The following is a 23,666-nucleotide window of genomic DNA, read 5'->3' as shown; positions in this document are numbered from 1 at the left end:
ACGCCAATCGGATATTCCACCCGCTCGGCACGTCCGTGAACACCCATACCCCACGACTGGCCGCCCCACCCTGACCCTCAGTGCCATGCGAGCCGCCACCGCTTCACCCGTCACAGCGTTCCGCCGTCGACCTCCAGCCGAGCCCGGGCACATCGGGGGCAGCCCGAGTTAAATCGTTTCATTTCCGGGGGGGGCACGATCGGGTCCGAACCATTGACCGGATTCGACGCGGAACCATAACCTCCGGGCAATCGCATTGAAACCATTCATCCCACCGGCCCCAGCGAACCGAAGGTGCACATGGCACGGGACCTCTCACGGCGAAGACTTCTCCAGCTCGGCGGCACCGTGACCGCCTCCGTCGTTCTGTCCGGGCCCCGGGCCTTCGCGGCCCCCGGCCCGGGAGCCGTGGCCACGGCCGCCGGGAAGCCGCCCGCGCCCACCGGAACGCTCACCGATCTGCTGCCGCGGGCCCTCGGCACGAGCGCCGGGCAGGGCCCCCGCTTCAGCTGGCAGGTGCCCGACTTCTGCGCCGGCACCGTGCAGCGGGCCTACCAGTTGCAGCTGGCGGCCACCCCCGGCGGTTTCGAGGACGACGAGTTGGTGTGGGACTCCGGCAAGCGGAAGTCCGCGGACTCCACGGCCGTCCCCTACGGCGGCCCGGCGCTGAAGCCCCGTACGGCCTACTGGTGGCGGGTCAGCAGCTGGGGCGAGAAGCGTTCGGCCTGGTCGCAGCCGGCTCTGCTGGCCACGTCGGTCGAGGACGAGTGGGAGGCTGAGCCGATCTGGGTGCCGGCCGGGCCGGTGATGACCGACGGCACCGTCACCGTCCGGGTGAAGATCACCGCCGTGGCGGCCGGGCTGTGGTTCCGGGCCGCGAACACCGCCAACAACTACATGTGGCAGCTACGCGCGGGCACCACCGGTGTGCTGCGCAAGCACGTCTGTGTGAACGGCACGTACACCGTGCTCGGCGAGGTGCGGCTGCCGCTCGCGGTCACCGCCGGGGAGTGGGTGGACCTGAGCGTCACCATGACCGGCTCGACCTTCACCACCACCGTGAACGGCACCGTCGTGGACACCACCACCGACAGCCGCTACGCGTCCGGGAACATCGGTCTGCGCAACGGCCTCACCGAGTCCCAGACCTACGACCGGATCACCTTCACCGCCGCCGACGGCACCGTCCTCCTCGACGACGACTTCGCATCCGACAAGGGCACCTTCGCCACCGGAACGGTCTCCGGGGGCGTCCTCACCTTCCCGGCCGGCGCCTCCTCGCTCTCCTCCTACGGGGCCGACGACACCTGGGCGCTGCTCCGCCACGAGTACGAGACGGCAGCGGGCAAGGAGATAGCCGCAGCGATCCTCTATGTCGCCGCGACCTCCCCCGATCCGTCCCGGCAGTACGTCGCGAAGGTGTGGAGCAACGGCACCACCGTCGGCTACGCCTCCGTCCGCTCCGGCGACGGAACCGCCTACCAGGCCTTCGACGTGACCTCCACGCTGCGGGCGGACGGGAAGGCCAACGCGCTCGCCGCGCTGTGCTGGACCACCTCGCAGCAGAAGTTCCTGGCCCAGCTCGAGATCACCTACGCCGACGGCAGCCGGTCGACCGTCGCCTCCGGGACCCGCTGGAAGGCGCGCCGTCAGGCCGGTTTGCTGCCGTCGAAGGGCAGTGCGGGCAGCAGCTACTTCACCGTTCCACAGGAGTACTGGGACCTGCGCCGTGAGCCGGTGGGCTGGACGGAGCCCGGCTTCGACGACGGCGACTGGCTGGAGCCGGCCGTGCGCACGGCGATCGACGGCCTCGTTCCCGCGCTGATCGAGGCGGTACGGCCGCACGACGTCACCCCCGCCTCCGTCACCCGGGTCGCCGACGGGCGCTGGCTGGTCGACCTCGGCCGGGAGATCGTCGGCGGTCTGGCCCTGGAGGTCACGGGCGACGCGGGCGACACGGTCGAGGTGCGGCTCGGTGAGGAGCTGAACCCCGACGGCACCGTCAAGTACCAGTTGCGCGCAACCAACACCTATCGCGAGGTGTGGACGCTGCGGGACGGCGAACAACGCTTCGAACACTGGGGCTACCGGGGCTTCCGCTGGGCTGAACTGCGCACCACGCTCGACCTGTCGAAGGCGGTCGTGACCGGCCGCGCCTGGAAACTCGACTGGGCCGACTCGGACGCCTCCTTCCGCAGCTCCGACGCCGACCTGGACCGGGTCTGGGAGCTGTGCCGCTACTCCATCGAGGCCACGCGCGGCGACCTCTACACGGACACGCCCACCCGTGAACGCGGCCCGTACGAGGGCGACGCGCTCATCAACCAGCTCTCCGAGTACGGCGTGCAGCGCTCGTACGCCCTGGCCCGCTGGTCGAACGACTATCTGGTCCGCAAGGGCACCTGGCCCACCGAGTACCGGCTGATGTGCGCGATCTCCGCGTGGGAGGACTATCTGGCCACGGGCGACGACCGGCAGCTCGCCAAGGACTACGACCTGCTCACCGCCAAGAACCTCACCTCGTACCTGGACTCCGAGGGTCTGGTCCGCAAGGCGCCCGGCAACACCAGCCAGAACCTCGGCGACCTCGTCGACTGGCCCGCCGCCAGCCGTGACGGCTATGTCTTCACCCAGGTCAACACGGTCGTCAACGCCTTCCAGTACGCCGCCTTCGAGGCACTCGCGAAGTGCGCGGCGGCCCTCGGCGAGGACGACGACGCGACCGCCCTGCGCGACCGGGCCGACATGCTCGCCACCGCGATGCGCGCCACCCTCCTCGACCGTGCGGGCGGACGGTTCCTCGACGGCGTGGGCACCACGCACAGCGCCCAGCACGCCACCGCCTTCCCGGTGGCCCTCGGGGTCGCGGACGCCCTGGACGCGGAGGTACTGGCCAGGCTGGGCGACACCCTGGCGGCCGGGGGCATGAAGGTCAGCGTGTACGGCTCCCAGTTCCTGCTGGACGCGCTGTTCCGGCTGGGCCGCTCCGACGCCGCCCTCGCCCTGCTCACCTCCACGGCGACCAACTCGTGGCTGCACATGCTGGACGCGTTGAAGGCCACCATCGTCACGGAGGCGTGGGACCCGGCGCTGAAGTCCAACATGACGCTCTCCCACGCATGGGCGTCCGCGCCTGCCAACGCGGTGGCCCGGCACGTCCTCGGTGTCCAGGTCAGCGCGCCCGGCGCGGCGGAGTTCCGGATCCGGCCCCGGACCGGCGCGCTGACCGAGGTCGAGGGGAGGGTGCCCTCGGTGCGCGGGCCGGTGTCGGTCCGGGTGACTCGCTCCGGGGACACGCACACGACCCGGGTGACCGTGCCGCCGAACTCCCGCGCCGTGCTGGAGGTGGAGATCGGCGACGCCGACCCGAGGACGTACCGGGTCGAGGCAGTGGTGCCGGGAGGGAAGGGACGGGTGAAGGTCGAGCCGTTCACGGATCTCACGGGCACCGTGCTGCGGATCGGCCCGATCGGCTCGGGTACGACCCAGGTGCGAAGGGGACCCTCCTGAGCCCTTCGTGGGGCGGATGTGACCGATAACCCGGAACGCGAGCCGTCGCTGAGCTAGCCTCAGCATCATTGGGGGCGAACTGGCGTACGCCAAAAGTCATTTCGGGGGTGTTGTGTCAGAGCAGCGGCCGGTGCCGCCATCATCGACGGCGGACAGGGCTCCGGCACTGCGACAGGCGGGTGCTCTGCCGCTGCGCCCCGGCGACCCGGACCGTATCGGTCCCTATGTGTCGCTGGGGCTGCTCGGCAGTGGCGGAATGGGGCGCGTCTACCTGGCGCGCCCCACGGACGGCGGGCCCGACCTCGTCGCGGTGAAGGTGATCAGGCCCGAGTACGCGGAGGACATCCGGTTCCGGCGCCGCTTCGAGCAGGAGGCGGCGGTGCACAGCCGGGTGCGCACACCGCGCATGCCACGCCTGGCGGGGACGGGCTTCCGGGACGAACTGCTGTGGATGGCCACCGAGTATCTGCCGGGGCTCGATCTGTCGGCCGCCGTGGACGAGGACGGGCCCCTACCGGTCGCCGCCGTGCGGCGGCTGTCGGCGGAGCTGGGGCAGGCTCTCGCGCACCTGTCCGCTGCCGGGATCGTGCACCGGGACCTGAAGCCGTCCAACGTCCTGCTGTCCGCCCAAGGCGCGCACGTCATCGACTTCGGCATCGCGAAGGCGGCGGACGCGAGCGCGATCACCGGCACCGGCAACCGGGTGGGCACCCCGGCCTACATGTCGCCGGAGTACCTGCGGACCGGCGAGTGCGACACTGCCTCGGACGTGTTCTCCCTGGCCTGCACCCTGGTCTTCGCGGCGACCGGCAAGGCCCCCTTCGGCGACGGCACCGGCGTCGACGTCATGCACCGGGTGGCGTTCGAGGAACCCAACCCGGAGGTGCTCACCGAGATCGCGACGGCCGACGCCGACCTCGCCGGACTGCTCTCGGCCTGTCTGTCCAAGGAGCCCGGGCAGCGGCCGACACCGGCGCAGCTGATCGAAGCGGCCACGTCCGACCTACCGGGCGCCGGTATGGCCGCGTCGAGTTCCTCGCTTTCCGGGACGGCCGCGCCGTCCCGGTCGTTCGACTGGCCCGAACCGCTGGCCGGCAGGGTGCTGGCCCGGCAGCGGGCGTGCGAGACGCTGCGCCGGGTTCCCCTGGAACAGGCCGGCCCCGTGCAGGGGGCGAAGGCGCCGGTCGCGGCCGACGAGGCGGCGGGTCCGTCCGCCGACGCCTCGGCCCAGCCGTCGGCCCCGGCGGCGCGGCGCGGCCGATCCCGCCGAAAGCGGGTGCTGATCGGCGCCGCCGCGCTGGCGCTGTGCGTGGCGGCCGCCGGGGGCGCCGTGCTGACTCTGCTGAACCCGTCCACCACCGAGGCCTCACCGAGAAGCGGGGCGACGGCTTCGACCGACGCCACGCCCGGCGACACCGTCTCCATGTCGGCGACCGCGGTTTCGGACGGTGCGAACGCCGCCCCGGACGGCGGATCGGAGGTCCCGGAGGTGTCCGGCAAGGACGAGCGGGACTCGGCCGACGACGACACACCGCGCCCCGACGCTTCCGCTTCATCCGACTCCGGCTCCGGCTCCGGCTCCGAAACCGACGACGATCCGCACACCGGTCCCTCCGCACCGGCGCCCGGGAACAGCTCGCCCACCAAGCCCTCACCGCCCCCGGCCGACACGTCCACCGATCCCGCGACCCCTGCCTGGCTCACGGACTGCACGTACTACTACGGCAACGGACGCACCCGCCTGGGGGACAGCGGCAAACGCGTCCGACAGGCGCAGTGCATGCTGTCCAAGCGCGGCTACAGCCTCGGAGGCGACGTGGACGGCGAGTTCGACGCCGGGACGGAGGCGGCGGTGCGGAGCTTCCAGCAGGACAAGGGGCTCCTGGCCACCGACGGCGTCGTACGACCGCGCGTGTGGAAGGCGTTGCGCTCCACCGAGTGAGGAACGAGGAGGGCTACGTGCGGCGCGAGGAGTCGCCGCGGTACCGGCGGCGGGACGCCGTCGGCGGCTTGGCGTCCGACGCGTGCGCGGTGCGCGAGGCATGCGTCGTGAGGTGAGCGTCGTGAGGTGAGCGACTCGCGATGCGGCCGCCCCGTTCGAGACCGGTCCGCGAGCGCGTCGCACATCGGCCACGGATTCCTCGCGGTCGGCCCCCTCGGTCGTCCGGAGCCTCGGATCGGTGTCCGCCTCCCTGCCCGGCGGCGTGCGCGGTGCCGGGCAGGCATGGGGGCGGACGGTTCGGGCGGGCGAGCGGGTCAGTTCACGAGGCCGGTGGAGGTCAGCCAGTCCTTGGCGACGGTGTCGGTGTCCTCCTTGTCGTTGACGAGCTTCTTCATCATCTCCAGCAGGTCCTCGGTGGTGAGCTTGGCGGAGACGCCGTTGAGCGCCGCCCTGGCCGTGTCGTCCACCGCGTCCTTGTGGACGAGGGGCGTGACGTTCTGTGAGGAGAAGAGGTTCTTCGGGTCCTCCAGGACCACCAGCTTGTCCGCGACGATGGCGGGGTCGGTCGTGTAGAGGTTGGCCGCCTGCACCTTGTCGTCCTTCAGCAGCTTCACCAGGGTGGTCTGGGCCCCCGCGTCGAGCGGCTGGAACTTCCCGAACTCCACGCCGTAGACCTTCTTCAGGCCGACGCCGCCCTGGGTGCGGGTCTTGAACTCCGATCCGGCGCCGAGGGTCATGTTCTTCGCGACCGGCTTGAGGTCGGCGAGGGTCTTGAGCTCGTACTTGGCGGCGGTCTCGGCGGTGACGGTGACGGAGTCCTTGTCCTCGGCCGCGGCGGAGTCGAGTATCTCCACCGAGGAGGGGAGTTTCTCCTTCAGTTCGGCGTTGATGTCCTCGGTGCCGGTCGCGGTGCTGTTCTTGTCCACGGCCACCGACAGCAGGGCGCCGTTGTACTCCGGGAAGACGTCGATGCCGCCTTTCACCACCTGGTCGTAGTAGACCTCGCGGGCCCCGATGTCGAACTTCCGGGTCACCTTCAGGCCCTTGTCCTCCAGAGCCTGCGCGTAGATCTCGGCGAGCAGTTGGTTCTCGGGGAAGTTCGCGGAGCCGACGACGACGGTCTTGCCGTCGCCGCCACCGCTGTCGCCCGTCAGCGGATTGTCGTCGGTGTCACCGCCACCGCCGCAGGCGGTCAGTACGAGCGCGGTGATCAGGCCGAACGCGGCGCCTCGGTACATGCCTCGCATGGTTGTTCCTCTCTCTAGGTCTTCGAAGCCGTGACGCTGAGGCCCGGCGAGACGATGACGCGCCGCAGCGCGGTGAACACGAGCTGGACGACGAGCGCGAGGGCGACGACCACGGTGGAGCCGCCGATGACCAGCTCGTAGTCGTTGCGGGCGAGCCCGTCGACGATGTAGCGGCCCAGGCCCCCGAGGCCCGGGTAGGCGGCGACGGTCGCGGTGGCCACGACCTGGATCGCGGCGACCCGCAGTCCGAGAAGGATCAGCGGCAGTGCCATCGGCACCTCCACCCGGGTCAGGACCTCCCACTCGGTCATGCCGACCCCGCGTGCGGCGTCCCTGGTCGCGGGGTCCACGCCGCGTACTCCCTCGAAGGTGTTGATGAGGATCGGCGGGACGGCGAGCGCGACCAGCGCGACCAGTACGGGTCCGGTGCCGAGCCCGGCGAGGGTGACGACGAGGACGACCAGGCCGAAGGTGGGGATGGCGCGGGCCAGGTTCGCCACGCCGGCCACCGCGAAGGCGCCCCGCCCGGTGTGTCCGACGAGGAGGCCGAACGTCAGCCCGAGCAGGGCGGCGAACAGCAGGGAGAGCCCGCTGTAGGTGAGGTGCTCCAGGAGGCGCTGGGGGATGCCCTCGTCGCCGTGCCACTGCGTCGAGGACGTCAGCCAGTCACCGACGAGCCGGATCTGGTTCAGGAAGTCGTTCATGCCGCCGTCACCTTGTTCCGGGACCACGGCGTGAGCAGCCGCTGTGCGAGGACCAGCAGCGCGTCGGTGGTGAGCGCGAGCAGCATGATCAGCGCGATCGCGGTGACGATCGGGGTGGGGAAGTCGAGCTGGAGACCGCGGGTGATGTAGTAGCCGAGGCCGCCCTGCCCGATGAGCTGGCCCACGGCGACGAGGCTGATGGACGAGACGGCGGCGACGCGCACGCCGGCGATGACCACGGGGACGGCGATCGGCAACTCGACCTGCACGACCCGGCGTACGGCGCCGAAGCCCATCGCGGTGGCCGCCAGGCGGACCGGTTCGGGCACCGAAGCCAGGCCGTCCACGACGTTGGGCACCAGTACCGACAGGGTGTAGAGCGTCAGCGGGATCATCACCGTCCGCTCGGTCAGCCCGGTGTAGCGGACGAAGATCATGAACAGGGCGAGGGACGGGATCGAGTAGAGGACGTTGGCCACCGTCAGCACCGCCGGGTAGAGCCGGCGACGGTGGTGGCACAGGATGCCCAGCGGCACGGAGATGAGCAGCCCGAACAGGACGGGCAGCACGCCGAGTCTGAGGTGGATGGCGGTGTGGTCGGCGAGTTCGGCGGTGTGGTCGGCTATCCACTGCCACCGGATCAGCGGTTCGTCGTCGCTCACCGGTCACCGCCGCCCGGGGTGTCGGCGGTCGCCTTGTCCAGGGCCGGTGCTTGACCGGCCGCTGCCCCTGGTGTCGGTGCTGCCTCGGCCGCCGCCCGCGTGGCCGGTGCTCCCCCGGTCGAAGTCCGCACGGCCGCCCCGGTGGACAGCTCGTGGGCGTCCGCGACTCCGACGACCGCGCCCGAGGCGTCGACGCCGACGGCGAGACGGGCGGGCGACAGGAGGGCCGAGTCGAGGGCGGCCCGCGCCGAGTCGCCGACGAGGCTGAAGGTGTTGCCGAGGGAGGCCAGCGGCGCGTCCGCGAGTGCGCCGGTCTCCGGCAGTTCGGCGACCCGGGCCCAGCCGAGCGGGCGTCGGCCGTCGTCGACGACGAGCACCCAGGGCTCGTCCGACCGCCGGGCCTCGGTGACCGGTGTGGTGGCGGGCAGCACCGGCCCGTCGCGCAGCGGCAGTTCGGCCGCGTTGACGAAGGAGAGCCGTCGAATGCCCCGGTCGTGCCCGACGAAGTCGGCCACGAAGTCGTCGGCGGGCCGGGCCAGCAGCCGCTCGGGGGTGTCGAACTGGGCGAGTTCGCCCCCCGTGCGGAACACGGCGATGCTGTCACCGAGTCTGATCGCCTCGTCGATGTCGTGGGTGACGAACACGATCGTCTTGTGCAGTTCCTTCTGCAGCCGTAGGAACTCGGACTGCAGCTCCGCCCGCACGATCGGGTCGACCGCGCTGAACGGCTCGTCCATCAGCAGCACCGGCGGGTCGGCGCCCAGCGCCCTGGCCACCCCCACGCGCTGCTGCTGTCCGCCGGAGAGCTGGTTCGGGTAACGCTTGGCCATATCGGCGGGCAGGCCCACCAGCTCCAGCAGCTCCGCCGCCCTGGCCCGCGCCTTCTTCCTCCCCCAGCCGAGCAGCAGCGGAACGGTCGCGATGTTGTCCAGGACAGTGCGGTGCGGGAACAGCCCGGCATGCTGGATCACGTAGCCGATGCCCCGGCGCAGTTCGGGACCGTTGACCTCCCGGATGTCCCTGCCGCGCAGGCTCACCGTGCCGGCGGTCGGCTCCACCATGCGGTTGATCATGCGCAGAGTGGTGGTCTTGCCGCAGCCGGAAGGACCGACCAGGACGGTGATGCCCCCCTCGGCCAGCTCCAGCGACAACTCGTCCACCGCTGTCGTACCGTTGGGATATTTTTTACTCACTGCGTCAAATCTGATCAAGACCGCCCCTTACCCGGCTGCATATGGTCATGCAGAGTTGTCGGTGGCTGAATGACAGTCAATGGAATTACCTGAACGGCACGTTACGTTCACAACGGGCCGGACCGAGTGCGTCCGGATCGCTCAGTTTCCCGCGGCGTGCGATGCGGGCAGTTCTGTCCGGAGCACACCGCGCGCCCTGTCCGGGGAAGCGTCGGCCTTGGTGGGAGGAGCGGCATGACCAACTGCGACGTGCACCAGCATCTGTGGACCCCCTCGCTGGTGACGGCCCTGCGGTCGCGCCGCGAACCCCCGTTCCTGGACGGATGGACCCTCTTCCTCGACGGCGAGCCGCCCTACGAGATCCCACCCGCCGACCACGACGTCGCCCGGCGTACGGAACTCGCCACGACCGACGGTCTCGGCCGGGCACTGGTCTCGCTCTCCTCCCCCATCGGCGTGGAGTGGCTGCCCGCGGCCGAGGCGCGACCCCTGCTCGACGCCTACCACGAGGGTGCCGCCGCGCTCCCCGAGCCGTTCGGCGCCTGGGCCGCCGCCTGCGTACGGGACGTCGACGCGAAGGCGACCGCCCAGGACCTCGACCGGGGCTTCGTCGGCCTCCAACTCCCGGCCGACGCCCTCGCCGACGCGGCCGGCTACACACGCTGCGCGCCGCTGCTGGATCTGCTCGAAGAACGCGGCCTCCCCCTCTTCGTCCACCCGGGACCCGCACCGGGCGGGGCCGAAGGGCCCGGCTGGTGGCCCGCGATGGTCCCCTACGTCCAGCAGATGCACTCCGCCTGGTTCGCCTTCCGCGCGTTCGGCAGGCCCCGCCACCCGCGCCTGCGGGTGTGCTTCGCCCTGCTCGCCGGGCTCGCCCCGCTGCACGGGGAGCGCTTCGCCGCGCGGGGCGACGCGCGCGACGCCGGGCCGGACCCGGACGTGTTCGTGGAGACCTCCTCCTACGGCCCCACCGCCGTCGAGGCCGTCGTCCACGCGCTCGGCGTCGACGCCGTTGTCCAGGGCTCCGACCGGCCCTACGCCGCGCCCCCACGACAGCCCGGCTTCGGACTGGGCGGAGCCGCGGCCTACGCCTTCCGCATCACCAATCCCCGACGGCTGCTCACCGGGAAGGACGGGTGAACCGGCACCGTCCCGGAAAGCACGACAGCTGTCGGCCGCGCCGCGCCACACGGTGCGCACGCGGGATGTGACGGTGTCAGCGACCGGGGCGGATCAAGCCGGTCAGATAGCGCCACAGCGAGGAGCGCTGCCGGGCCGCCCGGTCCGGTGTCACCACGTCCTCGGTCTCCGCCGCTCCGGTCGGCTCCCCCGCCGGCGTGGCATCCGTCACCGGGCCGCCGACCGCGGGCCGCTCCGGCGTCGCCGCGAGTTCGTACCGTACGGGCAGTGAGCGCAGTCCCCGCATGAACGGCGAGGATCGCCACGGTAGTTGGTCGATGGGCAGGGCGAGGTCGAGGTGGGCGAACCGTTCGAACAGGCGGCCCACTCCGACGGCCGCGACCGTCGAGGCCAGTTCGCGTGCCGGGCACTGGCGCGGGCCCGCGCCCCAGGACAGATGGGCCCGGGTGCTGACCGTGGTGCTCGGCGCCACGTGGGCGGCGAAGAGCGGGTCGGCGTGCGCCGCCGCGGAGGAGACCCAGACCGGGTCGCCCGCGCGGATCAGGTAGTCGCCGAGCGGGGTGTCCTCGGCGGCGAACCTCGGCACGAAGTTCACCAGTGGCGGCTTGCGCATCACGACCCGGTTCATGGCCTCCCTGACCATGCCGGCCGAGAGGCTGGCGCGCACACTGTCCTCACCCGAGAGGACCTCGACCACCGTGTTGGAGATCAGGATCCCGACGTGGTCGGACGTCATGCCGAGCAGCATGAACAGTTCACGGGCCAGCTCGTCGAGCGAGAGGTCGGGGTGGGCGGCCAGCAGGTACGAGGGGAAGTCCTCACCGGGCTGCTTCAGCTTCAGCTCCGCCAGTTCCGCGAGCGCGCCGAGCAGCCGTTCCAGGGCGGGCCCGGCGTCCGGGCCCGCGTCCAGCACCCGCCACATGTCCATCAGGGCGTCGTCGCCCTGGGATCCGGGGAAGCCGAGCAGATGGCTGGCCACCATCAGCGGCAGCGGCCGGGAGAACTGGGCGGACAGGTCCGCCAGCCCCGTACCACCGGCCTGGCCCATCAGGGTGATCAGTTCGTCGGCGTACGCGGTCACGGCCGTCTTCAGCCGCTTCGTCTGGGGGTTGCGCGGGTCCTGGAACGGCTTGAGCGCCTGGTCCCAGGCGGTGCGCAGCGTGCGGTAGCCGGGGCCGCCCTGGATCAGTACGTGGTTGACCTCCAGGGACGGACCGAGCGGCCAGTCGGCCGGGACCCGGCCCTCCGTGCGGGCCCGCCAGTTCTCCAGGCCCTTGGGCCACCCGGCGTCGTCCTGGAGCACCTGCAGCGCCTCGCGGTAGCCCAGGACCAGCCAGGCGGGCACACCCAGCAGATCGACGGGGGCCACGGCGCCGTGCCGTTGCCGCAACCGCTCGTATACCAGCGAGGGACGCGTCTCGTAGTCGCGGGTCAGCAGCGGTTCAGGAGACAGCGCCTCCAGCCCCGTGTCGTCCGACTCCACGGACACGCCCTCACCCGACCGGGTTTCCCTCACCACGCCGCCGCCCCTCCGACACTCCCCGTACCGGCCCACCTTCAGTCGGTAGCCGGAAACGCTGGGGACCCTACCTCAGGGCAACTCCCAGGGGAACGCCGGGGATCACCACGCTCAGCTCCAGCCCCATGACTCACCGCCGCTACGAGGAACCTCGGAACGGTCCCGGGCCCCGCGCGGGCGGCGGCCCTCCGGGGACACTCCCGGGCCGCACACCGCGGTGAACTGGCGGAACGTCAGTTACCGGCGCGGGCCGCCTCGATGAAGTCCGTGATGAGGGCGTGGTCCTTGACGCCCCGGCTCTGTTCCACGCCGCTGGAGACGTCGACGCCCCAGGGGTCGGTCGCGGCGACGGCGGCGCGCACGTTCTCCGGGGTGAGGCCGCCGGCGAGGAGCCACCTCTCGCCGGCGGGTGCCAGCGGCTTGCCGGCCCAGTCCCAGGCGATGCCCGAGCCGGGGACCGGGGAGTCGAGCAGGAGCATGTCCTCGCCGTACTCCCCGCAGCGCGGCACGGAGCCACCGAACGCGGCGGCGCGGATCAGGGTCCAGCCGCCGCCCGCCAGGTCGTCGTAGTAGGCGCGGTCCTCGGGGCCGTGCAACTGGACCGCCCGGATGCCCGAGTCGGTGGCCAGGGACCGCACGTCGTCCAGGGGTTCGTCGCGGAAGACGCCGACCGTCAGGACGTGCTCCGGCACACGACGGCTCAGCCGGGCGGCCGTGGCGGCGTCGACCCGGCGCGGGCTGGCCGAGAAGACGAAGCCGATGGCGTCGGCGCCCGCCTCCACGGCGGTGTCGACGTCCTGCTCGGTCTTCAGACCGCAGATCTTGATGAAGAGGGAGTCACTGGAGTTGCTCACCGCCCCAGCCTGCCGTATCGGCGACGGCGAGGGGAGGGCGGCCACCCGGTCCGGCGCGTCCCCCGCGTCCCCCGCGTTCAGCGCCACGCTCCCGAGAGGTGCCGGGCGACGACCGCGCTGAGGGTGCGCACGCCGCGCGTGGAGCCCGGGTCCATGCCGGTGAGCTCCCGTACCCGGCGCAGGCGGTAGTCCAGGGTGCGGGTGTGGACGTTGAGGGCGGTCGCCGTGGCGCCGCGGTGCATGTCGTGGCGGTAGTAGGCGTCGAGGGTGAGGAGGAGGTCGGGGCCGGTCTCCAGGTCGCGGGCCAGTGTGCGCAGCCATGCGTCGACGAACGGCACGTCGGCGAGGGCGAGTTCGACGAACACGTCCGCCAGGGTGTGGGGCCGGGACCAGGCGGACGCCCGGCGCAGTGGGGCTGCCCGGCTGATCCGCCTGGCCCGGTCGAGGGCGTCGGCGAGCCCGGACAGCGGGGCGGTGGCGGTGCCGACGGCGCAGGGCCGGCCGAGGGCCCGGGTGAGGTCCCGTACGAGATCCGGCACGTGGGCGGGGGTGAGCTCGGGCAAGAGGTCGGGAGCGGTGTGCGGCGGCTCGCTCCGGGTCGGCGGGGCGCCGTCGCCCAGGGGAATCAGAGCGATCAGCTCACCGCTTCCGTCGCCCTCGTCCGGACCCCACATGACCGGCACCTGGCGGCTCTTCACCAGTGTCTCGATCTCGGTTTCCAGGATTTGGTCGACGGCGGGGCGCTCGGGCAGCCGGAACACCGTCACCGCACAGCGATCGGGAAGTTCCAGGTCGACGGCCGCGGCGAGTTCCGCCGATATCGGATCCCCGTTCAGCAGGGAGCGGGTCAGCAGGGCGACCTGTTCGACATAGGGCATCCTGCGGCGCAGTACGCGCACGAATCCCTGACGGTAGGCGCTGATGCCGCGTTCTCCCTGCGGGGCGAACCAGCTCATCATCCGCATGAGTTCGTCGACACCGCCGCCGCGCTGGGCCTCGGTCGCCTCGTTGATTTCGCGCAGCATGAGCGCGGTGTGCACGGCCAGCACCCGCTGCCGAGCGTCGAGCGACATTCCGGCCGCGGCCCGCGCCTCCCCCATCGAGGCGATGTGGTCGAGGTCGTCGTCGCTCAACCCACTGTTGTCCGGAGATAGTTCGACGGTCCGGTGCCGCAGCCACAAAGCGTGTTCCAGTGTCTCGGCCCGTGCTCGGGGGTCCTTGTCCAGAAACCCGAACTCCGGGATCTCACGCGCGTAGATCTCGACCTCACGGCGGGCGTTGGCCGACGCCTGCCGGGCCAGTTCGGCGAAAAGGCTCCCCATGGACGCGAGCATGTCAGTGGGAGCGAAGGCGCCGACAGACGAGATCCGGACGGCGTTCATCACTGCGCATAAAACGGCGGCAAGTATATCGACCGGGCTTTTGTCACAGTGCGCAAAATTCCCGGACCGGGGCGTTCCCGTCACCGCTTCCGCTTGTGGAGGAGCTGTGAAACGGCCTTAATGAGAACCGCGTACACACCCGAGGGGAAAACCGCGGCCCTCATCTCGCCGCGACTCCGGCACTACTCCGGTAAGCAGTACGGGCTGGGTACGGGAATTCCTCAGCAACGCGCCTCGCAATGGCGCTCGCCCAACGGGAGGGAAACTCCGATGAAAGCAGGCACGAGAAAGAGAGTCATGGCGGCGGTCGCGGTCGCGGTCGCCTCGACGGCGCTGATGCTCGGTACGCCGGGCACCGGCTCGGCCGCCCCCGCCGCCACCCCCAGTCTGCGTGCGTTCGGGATCAGCGGTGACGGCACCCTGATGGCCATGTTCAAGACCGACCGGCCGCAGGTGCTCGACTGGGTCAGGGCCATCACCGGTCTCAGCGGCGACACGGCCCTGATCGGCATCGACTTCCGCGTGCAGAACGGTCTGATGTACGGCGTCGGCAACAGGGGCGGCATCTACACGATCAAGACCCCGCCGGCCACCGCGGACGTCGTCGTCACCAAGGTGTCCCAGCTCCAGTACGCGCTGCACGGCACGAACTTCGGCGTCGACTTCAACCCGGCGGCCGACCGGCTGCGAGTGATCAGCGACAACGGCCAGAACCTGCGGCACAACCTCAACGACAACACGACCGTCCAGGACCTGAACCTCACCACCCCGCCGATCGAGGGTACGACCAAGGGCGTCTCCGCCGCCGCCTACACGAACAACGACCTCGACGGGACCACCGCGACCACCCTGGTCGACATCAACACCACCAGCGACCAGGTCGTCCTGCAGTCCCCGGCCAACAACGGCACGCTCGCCCCGACGGGCAGCCTGGGCATCGACGCCGGGATCAACGCCGGCATGGACATCTACAGCACCCTGTCGGGCGGCAGGACGGTCGACAACGCCGCCTTCGCCACCCTCACCCCGTACGGCGCGAGCACCCCGTCCCTCTACAGCGTCAACGTCTTCACGGGCCAGGCCACCTCCATCGGCCAGTTCCCCCTGAACATCACGGACCTGGCCATCTCCCTCACCGGCACCTGATCCCCGCGCGACCGACCACATCCCCGCCGCGGCCCGGGCACCGACGGGCCGCGGCGCAGCGCGGGCGAAAGCCCGCGGCCCCGTCGATCACCGCAACTTCGCGAGGTCCAGGTCCGAGCCGACGACCAGGGTCACCACGCCCGCCGTCGCGTCCGCGCTCCGCGCGGCCTTGGTGTCGGGCAGCCGCGAGGCGAGGACCTTCGCGTGCTGGGTGAGGTCGGCCGGGTACATGACCGTGGTCCTGTCACTGTTCTCGGGCGCGTTGCCCGTGCCTACGACGGTGAAGCCGGCCTTGCGCAGCTTCTCGGCGACGGCGGCGGCGCGCCCCGTCACGCCGGTGCCGTTGAGGACCTGGACGCGCACGGTGGACGCGTAGACGAGGTCCTTCCTGGTCCGGGCCTGCAACTGCTTCTTGTCGACCTCCTTGTCGCCCGCGAGGGAGGTGAACAGGTCGGCCGCCTGCGGGTACTGCCAGACGACGTTGGCCTTGTCGGCGGGGACGTCGGCCTCACGGGGGTAGTTGGGGACGGTCAGGAAGGTCAGCCGGTCGCTCGGGATGCCCTTGAGCTCGGAGGCGAGGTCGTAGAGCGGGTCGATGCCGGCGAGGTCCTCGTCCGTGGTGAGGGACTTGGTGGCGGACTGCAGGAAGTCGTAGAGCGAAGTGGGACTGGTCAGCTTGGACTTGGCCTTGGCGGCCAGGGCCTCCATGAACTCCTGCTGTCGTCCGATGCGTCCGATGTCGGAGCCGTCGCCCACCGCGTAGCGGGTGCGCACATAGCCGAGCGCCGTCTCACCCATGACGGTCTGGCAGCCCGCCTTCATGTCAAGGAGGGCGTCCTTGTCCTTGATGGCCTGCTCGGGGCAGACCTCGATGCCCTCCAAGGCGTCGACCATCCCCTTGAAACCCTGGAAGTCGACGGACATGAAGCTGTCGATGCGCAGCCCCGTGTTGGCCTCCACCGTCTTGATCGAGCAGGCGGCCGCGCCGGCCACTTCACCGCTCGTCCCGCCGATGGCGAACGCCTCGTTGATCTTCGCCTGGTGGGGGCTGGAGGTGCTGCCGTCGCCCTTGTCGCACGCCGCTATCTCGACCCATGAGTCACGCGGGAAGGACACCACGGTCGCCCACTCCCGGTTCGCGGGGATGTGCAGCACCATCAGCGTGTCCGACTGCATGGTGGTCAGGTCCCTGCCGTACTTGGCGTTGGCCCCGTCACGACTGTCCGAGCCGACGACCATGATGTTCTTGGATCCGGGACTGAGGTTGACCGGGCGGTCCCCGCCGAGTTTGGCGTCCACGTCGGCGCCCGTGATGTTGTTGTCCAGGTCCTTGTAGACCCAGGCACCGACACCTCCGACGCCGAGGACGAGCACGGCCGCGCCGCCCGCGACCCAGCTCACCGTCCGGCCGCGGCGCGTCAGCCGCATCCCCCCGCGCCCGGCACCCGCGCGCCGCCTTCCCGTACCACTCACCGGCCTTCCCCCACCTCGGCCGCATCCGGCCGGTCGACTACCCCCTGAACGCCCGGTAGTTGTGATCACCGGACCCGCAGGACTCTACATGCCTGTAGATATACGGACGAGCGGCACACTCGTCTCACCACGCCCCGCCCGCACGACCCGTCACAGTGACATCGCCGCGACGAGAAAGACGGTCACGGCCGGGTCCGGGTTCATCGTCGTCGCCGCCGACCTGACCGCACCGGAAGGACGAACGCCCTTGTGAATCAGTCGTATTGGCTCAGTCGTGACTCAGTCGTTTTGACTCGGTCTTACCGATTCGGTCTTACCGACTCGGTCGTACTGCTCGCGTCGCCCGTTTCACCCTTCGACCGGCCCAGCAGCTCACGCAGCAACAGCTCGTCGGCCGGTTCGAGCGAGGTGACGAAACGGGCCAGCACCGCCTCGCGGTCGCTCTCTCCGTCGAGCACCCTGCGCATCCGGTGCGCGGCCAGGCCCGCGGGGTCCGAGGCGGGGGTCCACACGAAGGCCCGCCCGGCGCGCTCCCGGGTCACCGCGCCCTTGGCCAGCAGCCGGGTCAGGATCGTGATCACCGTCGTGTAGGCCAGGTCCCCGCCCAGCCGCTCCCGCACCCACCCGGCGCTCTCGGGGCCGTCCCCTTCACGCAGCGCGGACAGTACGAGTGCCTCCAGCTCCCCGTTCCCCCGCCGCCGAGGACGCCGCCGGTCCGTCACGCCCTGTCTCCGTCCGCCGCCCCGACCAGATCTCTCCAGGATCGTAGAAGGCGAGTCGCCGAGGGGACGGCCCGCCGGGGTCGTGGCTGCGCCGGCGCATCAGAGCGAGCCTTAGGTGTCGTCCTGCCTGACCACACACAGCGCCCAGATGATGAAGGCCGAGAAGGCGATCATCACGATCGACCAGACAGGGTAGTACGGCAGGGAGAGGAAGTTGGCGACGATGATGAGGCCCGCGATGGCGACGCCGGCGACACGGGCCCACAGGGACGCCGTGAAGAGGCCGAGGCTCACGAGGACGGCAACAGCGCCCAGGGCGAGGTGGATCCAGCCCCACCCGGTGAGGTCGAACTCGAAGACGTAGTCGCGGGTCGTGACGAAGACGTCGTCCTCGGCGATGGCCATGATGCCCCGGCAGATGTCGAGGGCGCCGGCGATCATGAGCATGACGGCGGCGAAGACGGTCAGCCCTTCAGCGAAGGGCCGTGACCGATGGGTCGGACGCATGTGCCCGGAGTGTGTGGCGGTCATGGTTGCTCCTCGATTCGGTGTCGTGCGGTGCCCTCAGCTCGGTGTCGTGCGGTGCCCTCAGCGCCCGGCGGACGAGCCGGCGCCCGTACCCGACGAGGGGCCCTGGCCACTCAGAACCAGTTCCTTCGCTCGGCGGAACTCCTCGTCCGTGATGTCGCCGCGCGAGCGGATCTCGGAGAGCCTGGCGAGTTCGTCGACGCTGCTGGGGCGTGCGCCGGCACCGTGGGCGGTCTCCCGGATGTAGGAGTCGAAGGCGGCCTGCTGCGCACGTGCCTGTGCGACCTCGCGACGGCCCATGTTCCTGCCACGGGCGATCACGTACACGAACACACCCAGGAACGGCAGCAGGATCGTGAAGACCAGCCATCCCGCCTTGGCCCAGCCGCTCAGGTCGTCGTCGCGGAAGATGTCGACGACGATCCGGAAGAGCAGTACGAACCACATGATCCACAGGAAGAGCCACAGCATCGACCAGAAGACGCTCAGCAGCGGATAGTCGTACGCCAGGTATGTCTGACCGTCCATCTCCTCCTCCGTTCCGGGCCTCCGCCCGACAGGTGCTCCCCGCCGTCCTCGGCAAGCCCACGGCGTCGTCCTCATCGTGCCCGCGGCGAGGACGACGGGGCCTCACCCGGGACGGGTGATCCCGCCCTCGTCGGGGGCGGGACCACCCGCGGCGGCGACGACGGCCACGATCGCCAGGGCCGCGATGACCAGGACGGCGACGAGCACGACGGCGCCGACCGTGGGGCGGTTCCAGAGGACGAGGGCCAGGGCACCCGCCCCGAGGACGACGCCGGACGTCCACCGGGGGTGGGCGGCCAGCCGGCGTCCGGGCCGTCCGGTGTCCATTCCAGCGCTCCGCAGCGCGCTCCCCGCCTCGGTGGTGCCGCGCCGGGCCAGGGCTCGCACCCGGCGGGCGACCCGACCCGGGCCGTAGAGGTAGGCGGCGAGCGCCGTCGCCAGGAAGACGACGAGGAGGGTGCGGGTGCTGTCGCGCAGGAAGCGCAGGAACGTGTCGAAGATGGCCGCGGCGGCGTCGGGGGGCAGCGTCCCGGGGGGTACGGCGTCCAGGTAGACGCGGCGGACGACTGCCAGCGCGACGAGCAGCACCGCCATCATCAGGCTGATGCCGAGGGACGTGATCAGCAGCATCACCCGGTGGCCCGGCGCGGTCCACACGGCCAGGGCGGCGAGTGCGACGGTGATGACGGGCAACCAGGTGCCGAGGATGTCCAGCAGACGCAGGGCGTCCTGCGCCTTGCCCAGTTCGTCGGTGTGGAACAGGGTGACCGTCCGGTCGCTGTCGGGGATCGCGGCGGCCTTGTCGAAGCCCGCGTCGACGAGGCGCTGCCGTACCTCGTCGACCACGGAGCCGACATCGAGCTGGATCGTGTCGCCGGTGGCGCGGAGAGCGCCCTCCCGTTCTCCGGTGAGCATGTGCACCACGGCGGAGTGCGCCCGCCGGTTCGAGCCCTCCCAGACCTCCTGGAAGACATCGCTGGTGATGACGCGCGTGACATTGCGGTCCACGACTGTCCTGACCACGGAGCGCAGCGGGCCGTCGAGGGCCCCGGCCCCCGCCACGACGGCAGGCGGCGCGCCGGCGTCCGCGAGCACCTTGGTGAGGGCGTCCGTGACCGCCTCGACGTCCACGTTCCGCACCACCTCATCGGTCAGCCGGTCGATCACGACCTGCTGGACTGCGGGATCTGACGCCAGCGGCGCGACCGTCTCGACGTACCGGTCGGTATCGGTGACGGTGTCCTGCACCCAGGCCGCCGCGACGGCGAGCGGGGCGAGCAGGAGGGTCACCAGCAGCAGAACGGAGGCGCCCGCCTTGCGCAGCCGCCGGTGACGCACGCTCGCGTGCCGGCGCAGCCGGTCGTACTCGGCACGTTCCTCGGCGGTCAGGGCGTGACCGGTGCCGGCGCCCGAGCCGAGGCCGCCGTCCGGTCGAGCGCCGCCGTCCGATCCGGTACCGCCGTCCGATCCGGAGCCGGACGTCATAGGGTCCTTGTCCGAGACCATGACTCCTCCTCGGTCGAGCGGGGTGGTCAGACGTCCCCGGGGGTCGGGCCGTGCGAACCGGTGAGGCCCGCCCGGTGGAGGGCGGCCCGCCAGGCGAGGGCGACCGCCGCCTCGGCCAACCCGAGCAGGACGAGCCACAGGCCGAGCAGGCGGGTCAGTGCCGTGGCCGACTCGGTCGGCACGGCCAGTACCACGACCCCCGCGACGACGCCGAGCACCGCGGCGCCGAGGACGAAGCCGCGGTGGGGCAGGTCCTTGGCGGCGAGAGCCGTGTAGAGGGTGAGCATGCCGGTCGCCAACCAGACAATGCCGACGATCAGCGAGAGCGCGGCGATGGTCTGCAACGGGTGCCGCAGGCACAGGACGCCGGCCAGAACGTACAGCAGCGCCATGAGCAGCCCCGGCAGCCGTTCACCGGGCTCGTCCCGGGCGAAGACGTCGACGAACCGGAACGCACCGATCGCGAGCAGGTACAGGCCGATCAGGATGGCGAGGACATGCAGGGTCTCGTCCGGCCAGACCAGCACGATGACGCCGGGCACCAGGGTGGCCAGCGCCGAGCCCAGCATCCATTTCCAGGACCGGCCGATCCTCGCCAGCGTCTGTGCCGGGTCGCCCGTCGCCCGGGAAGCCGCTCCGTGGGGCACGGCGCCCGCCGTTCCAGGCGGATCGTCCCCTCGGTGCGGCGTGTGGTCCGCTCCGGTACGTGGTGCCTGCCCACCTGGCACGGTCATGGCTCCTCCTCGCGCGGCCGACCGGGCCGCCTCCGGCTCGCGCACACCCGGCTCGCGCGGTGGTGTGCGGTCAGCTCACGGGCCAGCGTCACGCCGCCCGGGGCCCGCCGGATCACCCTCGGCGGGTGATCCCCGTGCGGCGCCGTGGCGGTGAGGTGGGAGGGGCTGGGACACCTCCGGCACGCGCGGACGGGCGGAGAGGCGGGCGGGCGGCGTGGACCTACGGACGGAAGCCCTGACCTACGGGCGTACGGGCGGAACCGGCGAAGCGACGCCTCCGGGCGCCGGGGGCGGAGTTCAGGAGGTGCGGGAGCATGACCACAGCGAGCGCGTTCACGGCGTCCCTGTCGGTGGCCGAGAGAGCGGCGTACGGCAAGGAGGCGCGCACGCGTGCCTCGCGGTCCTGCCACGGCTGGTTCGAGGCGGACACGGACAGGGAGAGGGTCGATCCGGTCGAGGTGATAGAGCGGCAGTCGATCACCCGTCTCCCGGAGTTGGTGCCGATCCGCTACGGCCGCATGCTCGAATCCCCGTTCCGCTTCTACCGGGGCGCTGCCGCGATCATGGCATCGGACCTCGGGCGTCTCCCCAACACCGGTCTGACGGTGCAGCTCTGCGGTGACGCCCATCTGCTCAACTTCCGGCTGCTGGCCTCGCCCGAGCGCCATCTGGTGTTCGACATCAACGACTTCGACGAGACGCTGCCCGGTCCGTTCGAGTGGGATGCGAAACGGCTGGCGGCCAGCTTCGTGATCGCGGGCCGGGCCAACGGTTTCTCGGCCGAGGAGCAGAACGGCGCCGTGCTGACCTGCCTGAAGGCGTATCGGCAGCGGATGCGGGAGTTCGCCGGTATGCGCACCCTTGACATCTGGTACGCACAGGACGACGCCGACCGGCTGCGGGAGCTGATGGCCTCGTCGATGGACAGGGAGCACCGACGCCGTACGGCGGAGGCTACGGCGAAGGCCCGTACGCGCACCCATCTCCAGGCCTTCGAGAAACTCACCCGGGTCACGGCCGGGGGCCGGCTGATCACACCGGATCCGCCGCTGATCACCCCGCTCCGTGACCTGCTCGGGAACGCCTCCGCCGAGGGGCAGGAGATGGAGCTGCGGCATGTCCTGGACCAGTACGTACGGACCCTGTCGTCCGAGCGCCGGCAACTGCTGCGCCGCTACCACGTGGTCGACATGGCCAGGAAGGTGGTCGGCGTAGGCAGCGTCGGAACGCGCTGCTGGATCGTGCTCCTGCTCGGCCGCGACGACACCGATCCCCTGTTGCTGCAGGCCAAGGAGGCGCAGGAGTCGGTGCTCTCCGCCCAGCTCGGCGGCGATCGCTACGACAACCAGGGCCGCCGTGTGGTGTCCGGGCAACGGCTGATGCAGACGACGAGTGACATCTTCCTGGGCTGGACCCATGTCGTCGGCCTGGACGGGCGCCACCGGGACTTCTACGTACGGCAGTTGCGCGACTGGAAGGGCATCGCGCGGCCCGAGACCATGGATCCGGGCCTGCTGCGGCTGTTCGCCCGCCTCTGCGGTGCGAGTCTGGCGCGCGCCCACGCCCGCTCCGGCGATCCCGTCGCCATCGCCGCGTACCTGGGCGGCAGCGACCGCTTCGACCGTGCCCTCGCCGAGTTCGCCCAGTCCTACGCCGACCAGAACGAACGTGACTTCGAGGCGCTGGGAGTCGCCGCCCGTACGGGCCGGGTCCGCGCGGAGAGCCTCTGAATCCCGTCGATTCCCTTGGGGTTTTCAGGGGCTCACTCGGGGAGCTGGCGCATCTCCAGCACTCGCAGCCCCAGGGACTGGCATCGGGCGAGCAGGCCGTACAACTGGGCCTCGTCGACGATCTGCCCGAACAGAACGGTGTGGCCGGACATCACCACGTGGTCCAGCTCCGGGAAGGCGCCGGTCAGCGTGTCCGACAGTTGTCCGTCGACGCGGATCTCGTAGCGCATGGCCAGTCTTCACCCCCTGGCTGGCATCGGGCTGGCTGGTATCGAGCGGGCTGAATGCCGGGCGGGCTGCGTCCCTTCTCCGCGATCGTCCGTCCCCGAAGGACCGCCCCGCCTCACCCCGGGCAGGTGAGACGACCTTCAGTGGGTCAGATACAGCTTGAGCGCGATGATCACGAGTCCCAGCAGCAGGTTGACCGCGGCCGTGACGGCCACGAGGCGCCATGAGGCGTCGGCCTGCCGTGCCGCGGCCACCGACCAGCCCACCTGCCCCGCCACGGCCATCGCAAGCGCCAGCCAGAGGGCGCCCGTCAGATCGAGGCCGACGAGAGGGCTGACGGCCACGGCGGCGGCGGGGGGCACGGCGGCCTTGACGATGGGCCACTCGTCGCGGCAGACCTGCAGCACGATCCGCCGGGCCGGACCGCGCTGTGCCAGGCGCGCACCGAACAACTGGGCGTGCACATGCGCGATCCAGAACACCAGGCCGGTCAGGAGCAGCAGAAGGACGACCTCCAGACGGGGATGGGCGCCGAGGCTGCCGAGGCCGATGATCACCGAAGCGGCGAGCATCGAACCGTAGACGCCGCCGGTGTAGTCGGCACGGGCCCGACGCTCGACATCGGGCTCCGCACGGCCCCGGGGGCACCGGGTCGCTGACATCCGCTCGACCTCCTCACTCCGACCGGTCGGTGGGTCGGATTTCGCTGGGTCGGACTTCGCTGGGTCGGACTTCGCTGGGTCGGACTTCGCTGGGTCGGACTTCGCTGCCCTGGGGTCGGCTCGGTCCGGTGAGCTGGTCCCGGTTCCGGTGAGGTCGGCCCAGTTCTGGTCGCCCCGACGCCGGATCGGGAGGGGCGGCCGGTCGCGGTTCCGATCGGGCCGACCCCTGATCGTGTGAAGCCGGTCCCGGTTCCGA

The 23,666-nt window shown here is 71.0% G+C and carries 21 protein-coding genes; 6 read left to right on the top strand and 15 right to left on the bottom strand.

The genetic code is table 11. The features are described from left to right. The first annotated feature begins 300 nt into the window (after nucleotides 1-300). Entirely contained in the window at nucleotides 301-3,510 is a 3,210-nt protein-coding gene (locus ACFY9I_RS20260; RefSeq protein WP_391003419.1) for a family 78 glycoside hydrolase catalytic domain, read from the top strand. A gap of 112 nt (nucleotides 3,511-3,622) precedes the next feature. Then, nucleotides 3,623-5,452 carry a protein kinase gene (locus ACFY9I_RS20255; RefSeq protein WP_391003417.1) on the top strand — a complete coding sequence of 610 codons (1,830 nt, stop codon included), beginning with the start codon at nucleotides 3,623-3,625 and terminating at the stop codon, nucleotides 5,450-5,452. Nucleotides 5,453-5,766: 314 nt separating this feature from the next. On the opposite strand, the gene ACFY9I_RS20250 is transcribed toward ACFY9I_RS20255, so the two are convergent. Genes ACFY9I_RS20250 through ACFY9I_RS20235 form a run of 4 tightly spaced genes read right to left on the bottom strand, consistent with a single transcriptional unit; the run spans nucleotide 5,767 to nucleotide 9,276 of the window. Further along, nucleotides 5,767-6,690 (bottom strand): glycine betaine ABC transporter substrate-binding protein, encoded by a 924-nt coding sequence (locus ACFY9I_RS20250; RefSeq protein WP_391003710.1) that lies wholly within the window; start codon nucleotides 6,688-6,690, stop codon nucleotides 5,767-5,769. Nucleotides 6,691-6,713: 23 nt separating this feature from the next. Then, nucleotides 6,714-7,403 (bottom strand): ABC transporter permease subunit, encoded by a 690-nt coding sequence (locus tag ACFY9I_RS20245; RefSeq protein ID WP_391003415.1) that lies wholly within the window; start codon nucleotides 7,401-7,403, stop codon nucleotides 6,714-6,716. After that, entirely contained in the window at nucleotides 7,400-8,065 is a 666-nt protein-coding gene (locus tag ACFY9I_RS20240) for an ABC transporter permease subunit (RefSeq protein ID WP_391003413.1), read from the bottom strand. Before ACFY9I_RS20240 ends, ACFY9I_RS20245 begins: the two co-directional genes overlap by 4 nt. Further along, nucleotides 8,062-9,276 (bottom strand): ATP-binding cassette domain-containing protein, encoded by a 1,215-nt coding sequence (locus ACFY9I_RS20235; RefSeq protein WP_391003411.1) that lies wholly within the window; start codon nucleotides 9,274-9,276, stop codon nucleotides 8,062-8,064. Before ACFY9I_RS20235 ends, ACFY9I_RS20240 begins: the two co-directional genes overlap by 4 nt. Before the next feature lie 216 nt (nucleotides 9,277-9,492). On the opposite strand from ACFY9I_RS20235, the gene ACFY9I_RS20230 reads away from it, so the two are divergent. Beyond that, a complete protein-coding gene (locus ACFY9I_RS20230) occupies nucleotides 9,493-10,398 on the top strand; it encodes an amidohydrolase family protein (protein WP_391003409.1) in 906 nt (301 codons plus the stop codon). A gap of 76 nt (nucleotides 10,399-10,474) precedes the next feature. On the opposite strand, the gene ACFY9I_RS20225 is transcribed toward ACFY9I_RS20230, so the two are convergent. The 3 genes from ACFY9I_RS20225 to ACFY9I_RS20215 all read right to left on the bottom strand — a co-directional run bounded on the left by ACFY9I_RS20225 (nucleotide 10,475) and on the right by ACFY9I_RS20215 (nucleotide 14,093). Continuing rightward, nucleotides 10,475-11,917: a cytochrome P450 gene (locus ACFY9I_RS20225; RefSeq protein ID WP_391003408.1), complete on the bottom strand. Its 1,443-nt coding sequence runs from the start codon at nucleotides 11,915-11,917 to the stop codon at nucleotides 10,475-10,477. A gap of 233 nt (nucleotides 11,918-12,150) precedes the next feature. Then, on the bottom strand, nucleotides 12,151-12,771 hold the full coding sequence (locus tag ACFY9I_RS20220) for a phosphoribosylanthranilate isomerase (RefSeq protein WP_391003406.1): 621 nt from the start codon (nucleotides 12,769-12,771) through the stop codon (nucleotides 12,151-12,153). 77 nt (nucleotides 12,772-12,848) lie between these two features. After that, the gene (locus tag ACFY9I_RS20215) at nucleotides 12,849-14,093 is read right to left on the bottom strand and encodes a helix-turn-helix domain-containing protein (protein WP_391003404.1); all 1,245 of its coding nucleotides are present in this window, start codon (nucleotides 14,091-14,093) and stop codon (nucleotides 12,849-12,851) included. A 330-nt stretch (nucleotides 14,094-14,423) separates the two neighbouring features. Between ACFY9I_RS20215 and ACFY9I_RS20210 the strand changes: the two genes are divergently transcribed. Further along, nucleotides 14,424-15,299 (top strand): DUF4394 domain-containing protein, encoded by an 876-nt coding sequence (locus tag ACFY9I_RS20210; RefSeq protein ID WP_391003403.1) that lies wholly within the window; start codon nucleotides 14,424-14,426, stop codon nucleotides 15,297-15,299. Between the two features lie 87 nt (nucleotides 15,300-15,386). On the opposite strand, the gene ACFY9I_RS20205 is transcribed toward ACFY9I_RS20210, so the two are convergent. The 6 genes from ACFY9I_RS20205 to ACFY9I_RS20180 all read right to left on the bottom strand — a co-directional run bounded on the left by ACFY9I_RS20205 (nucleotide 15,387) and on the right by ACFY9I_RS20180 (nucleotide 20,790). Further along, nucleotides 15,387-16,727, bottom strand: a complete 1,341-nt coding sequence (locus tag ACFY9I_RS20205) for an LCP family protein (RefSeq protein ID WP_391003401.1) — start codon at nucleotides 16,725-16,727, stop codon at nucleotides 15,387-15,389. A 344-nt stretch (nucleotides 16,728-17,071) separates the two neighbouring features. Then, entirely contained in the window at nucleotides 17,072-17,494 is a 423-nt protein-coding gene (locus ACFY9I_RS20200) for a BlaI/MecI/CopY family transcriptional regulator (protein WP_391003399.1), read from the bottom strand. A gap of 111 nt (nucleotides 17,495-17,605) precedes the next feature. Next, a complete protein-coding gene (locus tag ACFY9I_RS20195; protein ID WP_391003397.1) occupies nucleotides 17,606-18,025 on the bottom strand; it encodes a hypothetical protein in 420 nt (139 codons plus the stop codon). Between the two features lie 57 nt (nucleotides 18,026-18,082). After that, the gene (locus ACFY9I_RS20190) at nucleotides 18,083-18,550 is read right to left on the bottom strand and encodes an SHOCT domain-containing protein (protein ID WP_391003396.1); all 468 of its coding nucleotides are present in this window, start codon (nucleotides 18,548-18,550) and stop codon (nucleotides 18,083-18,085) included. 102 nt (nucleotides 18,551-18,652) lie between these two features. After that, on the bottom strand, nucleotides 18,653-20,056 hold the full coding sequence (locus tag ACFY9I_RS20185; protein ID WP_391003395.1) for a hypothetical protein: 1,404 nt from the start codon (nucleotides 20,054-20,056) through the stop codon (nucleotides 18,653-18,655). Nucleotides 20,057-20,082: 26 nt separating this feature from the next. Continuing rightward, nucleotides 20,083-20,790: a DUF308 domain-containing protein gene (locus ACFY9I_RS20180; RefSeq protein ID WP_391003394.1), complete on the bottom strand. Its 708-nt coding sequence runs from the start codon at nucleotides 20,788-20,790 to the stop codon at nucleotides 20,083-20,085. Nucleotides 20,791-21,104: 314 nt separating this feature from the next. Here ACFY9I_RS20180 and ACFY9I_RS20175 point away from each other — a divergent pair, with 314 nt between their 5' ends. After that, nucleotides 21,105-22,520 carry a DUF2252 family protein gene (locus ACFY9I_RS20175; protein WP_391003393.1) on the top strand — a complete coding sequence of 472 codons (1,416 nt, stop codon included), beginning with the start codon at nucleotides 21,105-21,107 and terminating at the stop codon, nucleotides 22,518-22,520. A 32-nt stretch (nucleotides 22,521-22,552) separates the two neighbouring features. Here ACFY9I_RS20175 and ACFY9I_RS20170 read toward each other — a convergent pair whose 3' ends face one another. Beyond that, a complete protein-coding gene (locus ACFY9I_RS20170; protein WP_391003392.1) occupies nucleotides 22,553-22,750 on the bottom strand; it encodes a hypothetical protein in 198 nt (65 codons plus the stop codon). A 138-nt stretch (nucleotides 22,751-22,888) separates the two neighbouring features. Further along, on the bottom strand, nucleotides 22,889-23,410 hold the full coding sequence (locus ACFY9I_RS20165; RefSeq protein ID WP_391003390.1) for a hypothetical protein: 522 nt from the start codon (nucleotides 23,408-23,410) through the stop codon (nucleotides 22,889-22,891). Between ACFY9I_RS20165 and ACFY9I_RS20160 the strand changes: the two genes are divergently transcribed. Further along, complete coding sequence (locus ACFY9I_RS20160) at nucleotides 23,409-23,648, top strand: pentapeptide repeat-containing protein (protein WP_391003708.1); 240 nt, start codon at nucleotides 23,409-23,411, stop codon at nucleotides 23,646-23,648. The two genes, ACFY9I_RS20165 and ACFY9I_RS20160, sit on opposite strands and share 2 nt — an antisense overlap. Nucleotides 23,649-23,666: the final 18 nt, after the last annotated feature.

Source organism: Streptomyces sp. NPDC012510 (assembly GCF_042955065.1).
Classification (GTDB): Bacteria; Actinomycetota; Actinomycetes; order Streptomycetales; family Streptomycetaceae; genus Streptomyces.
The sequence above is the reverse complement of the archived record's forward strand: the minus strand, read 5'-3'. Positions and strand labels throughout refer to the sequence as shown.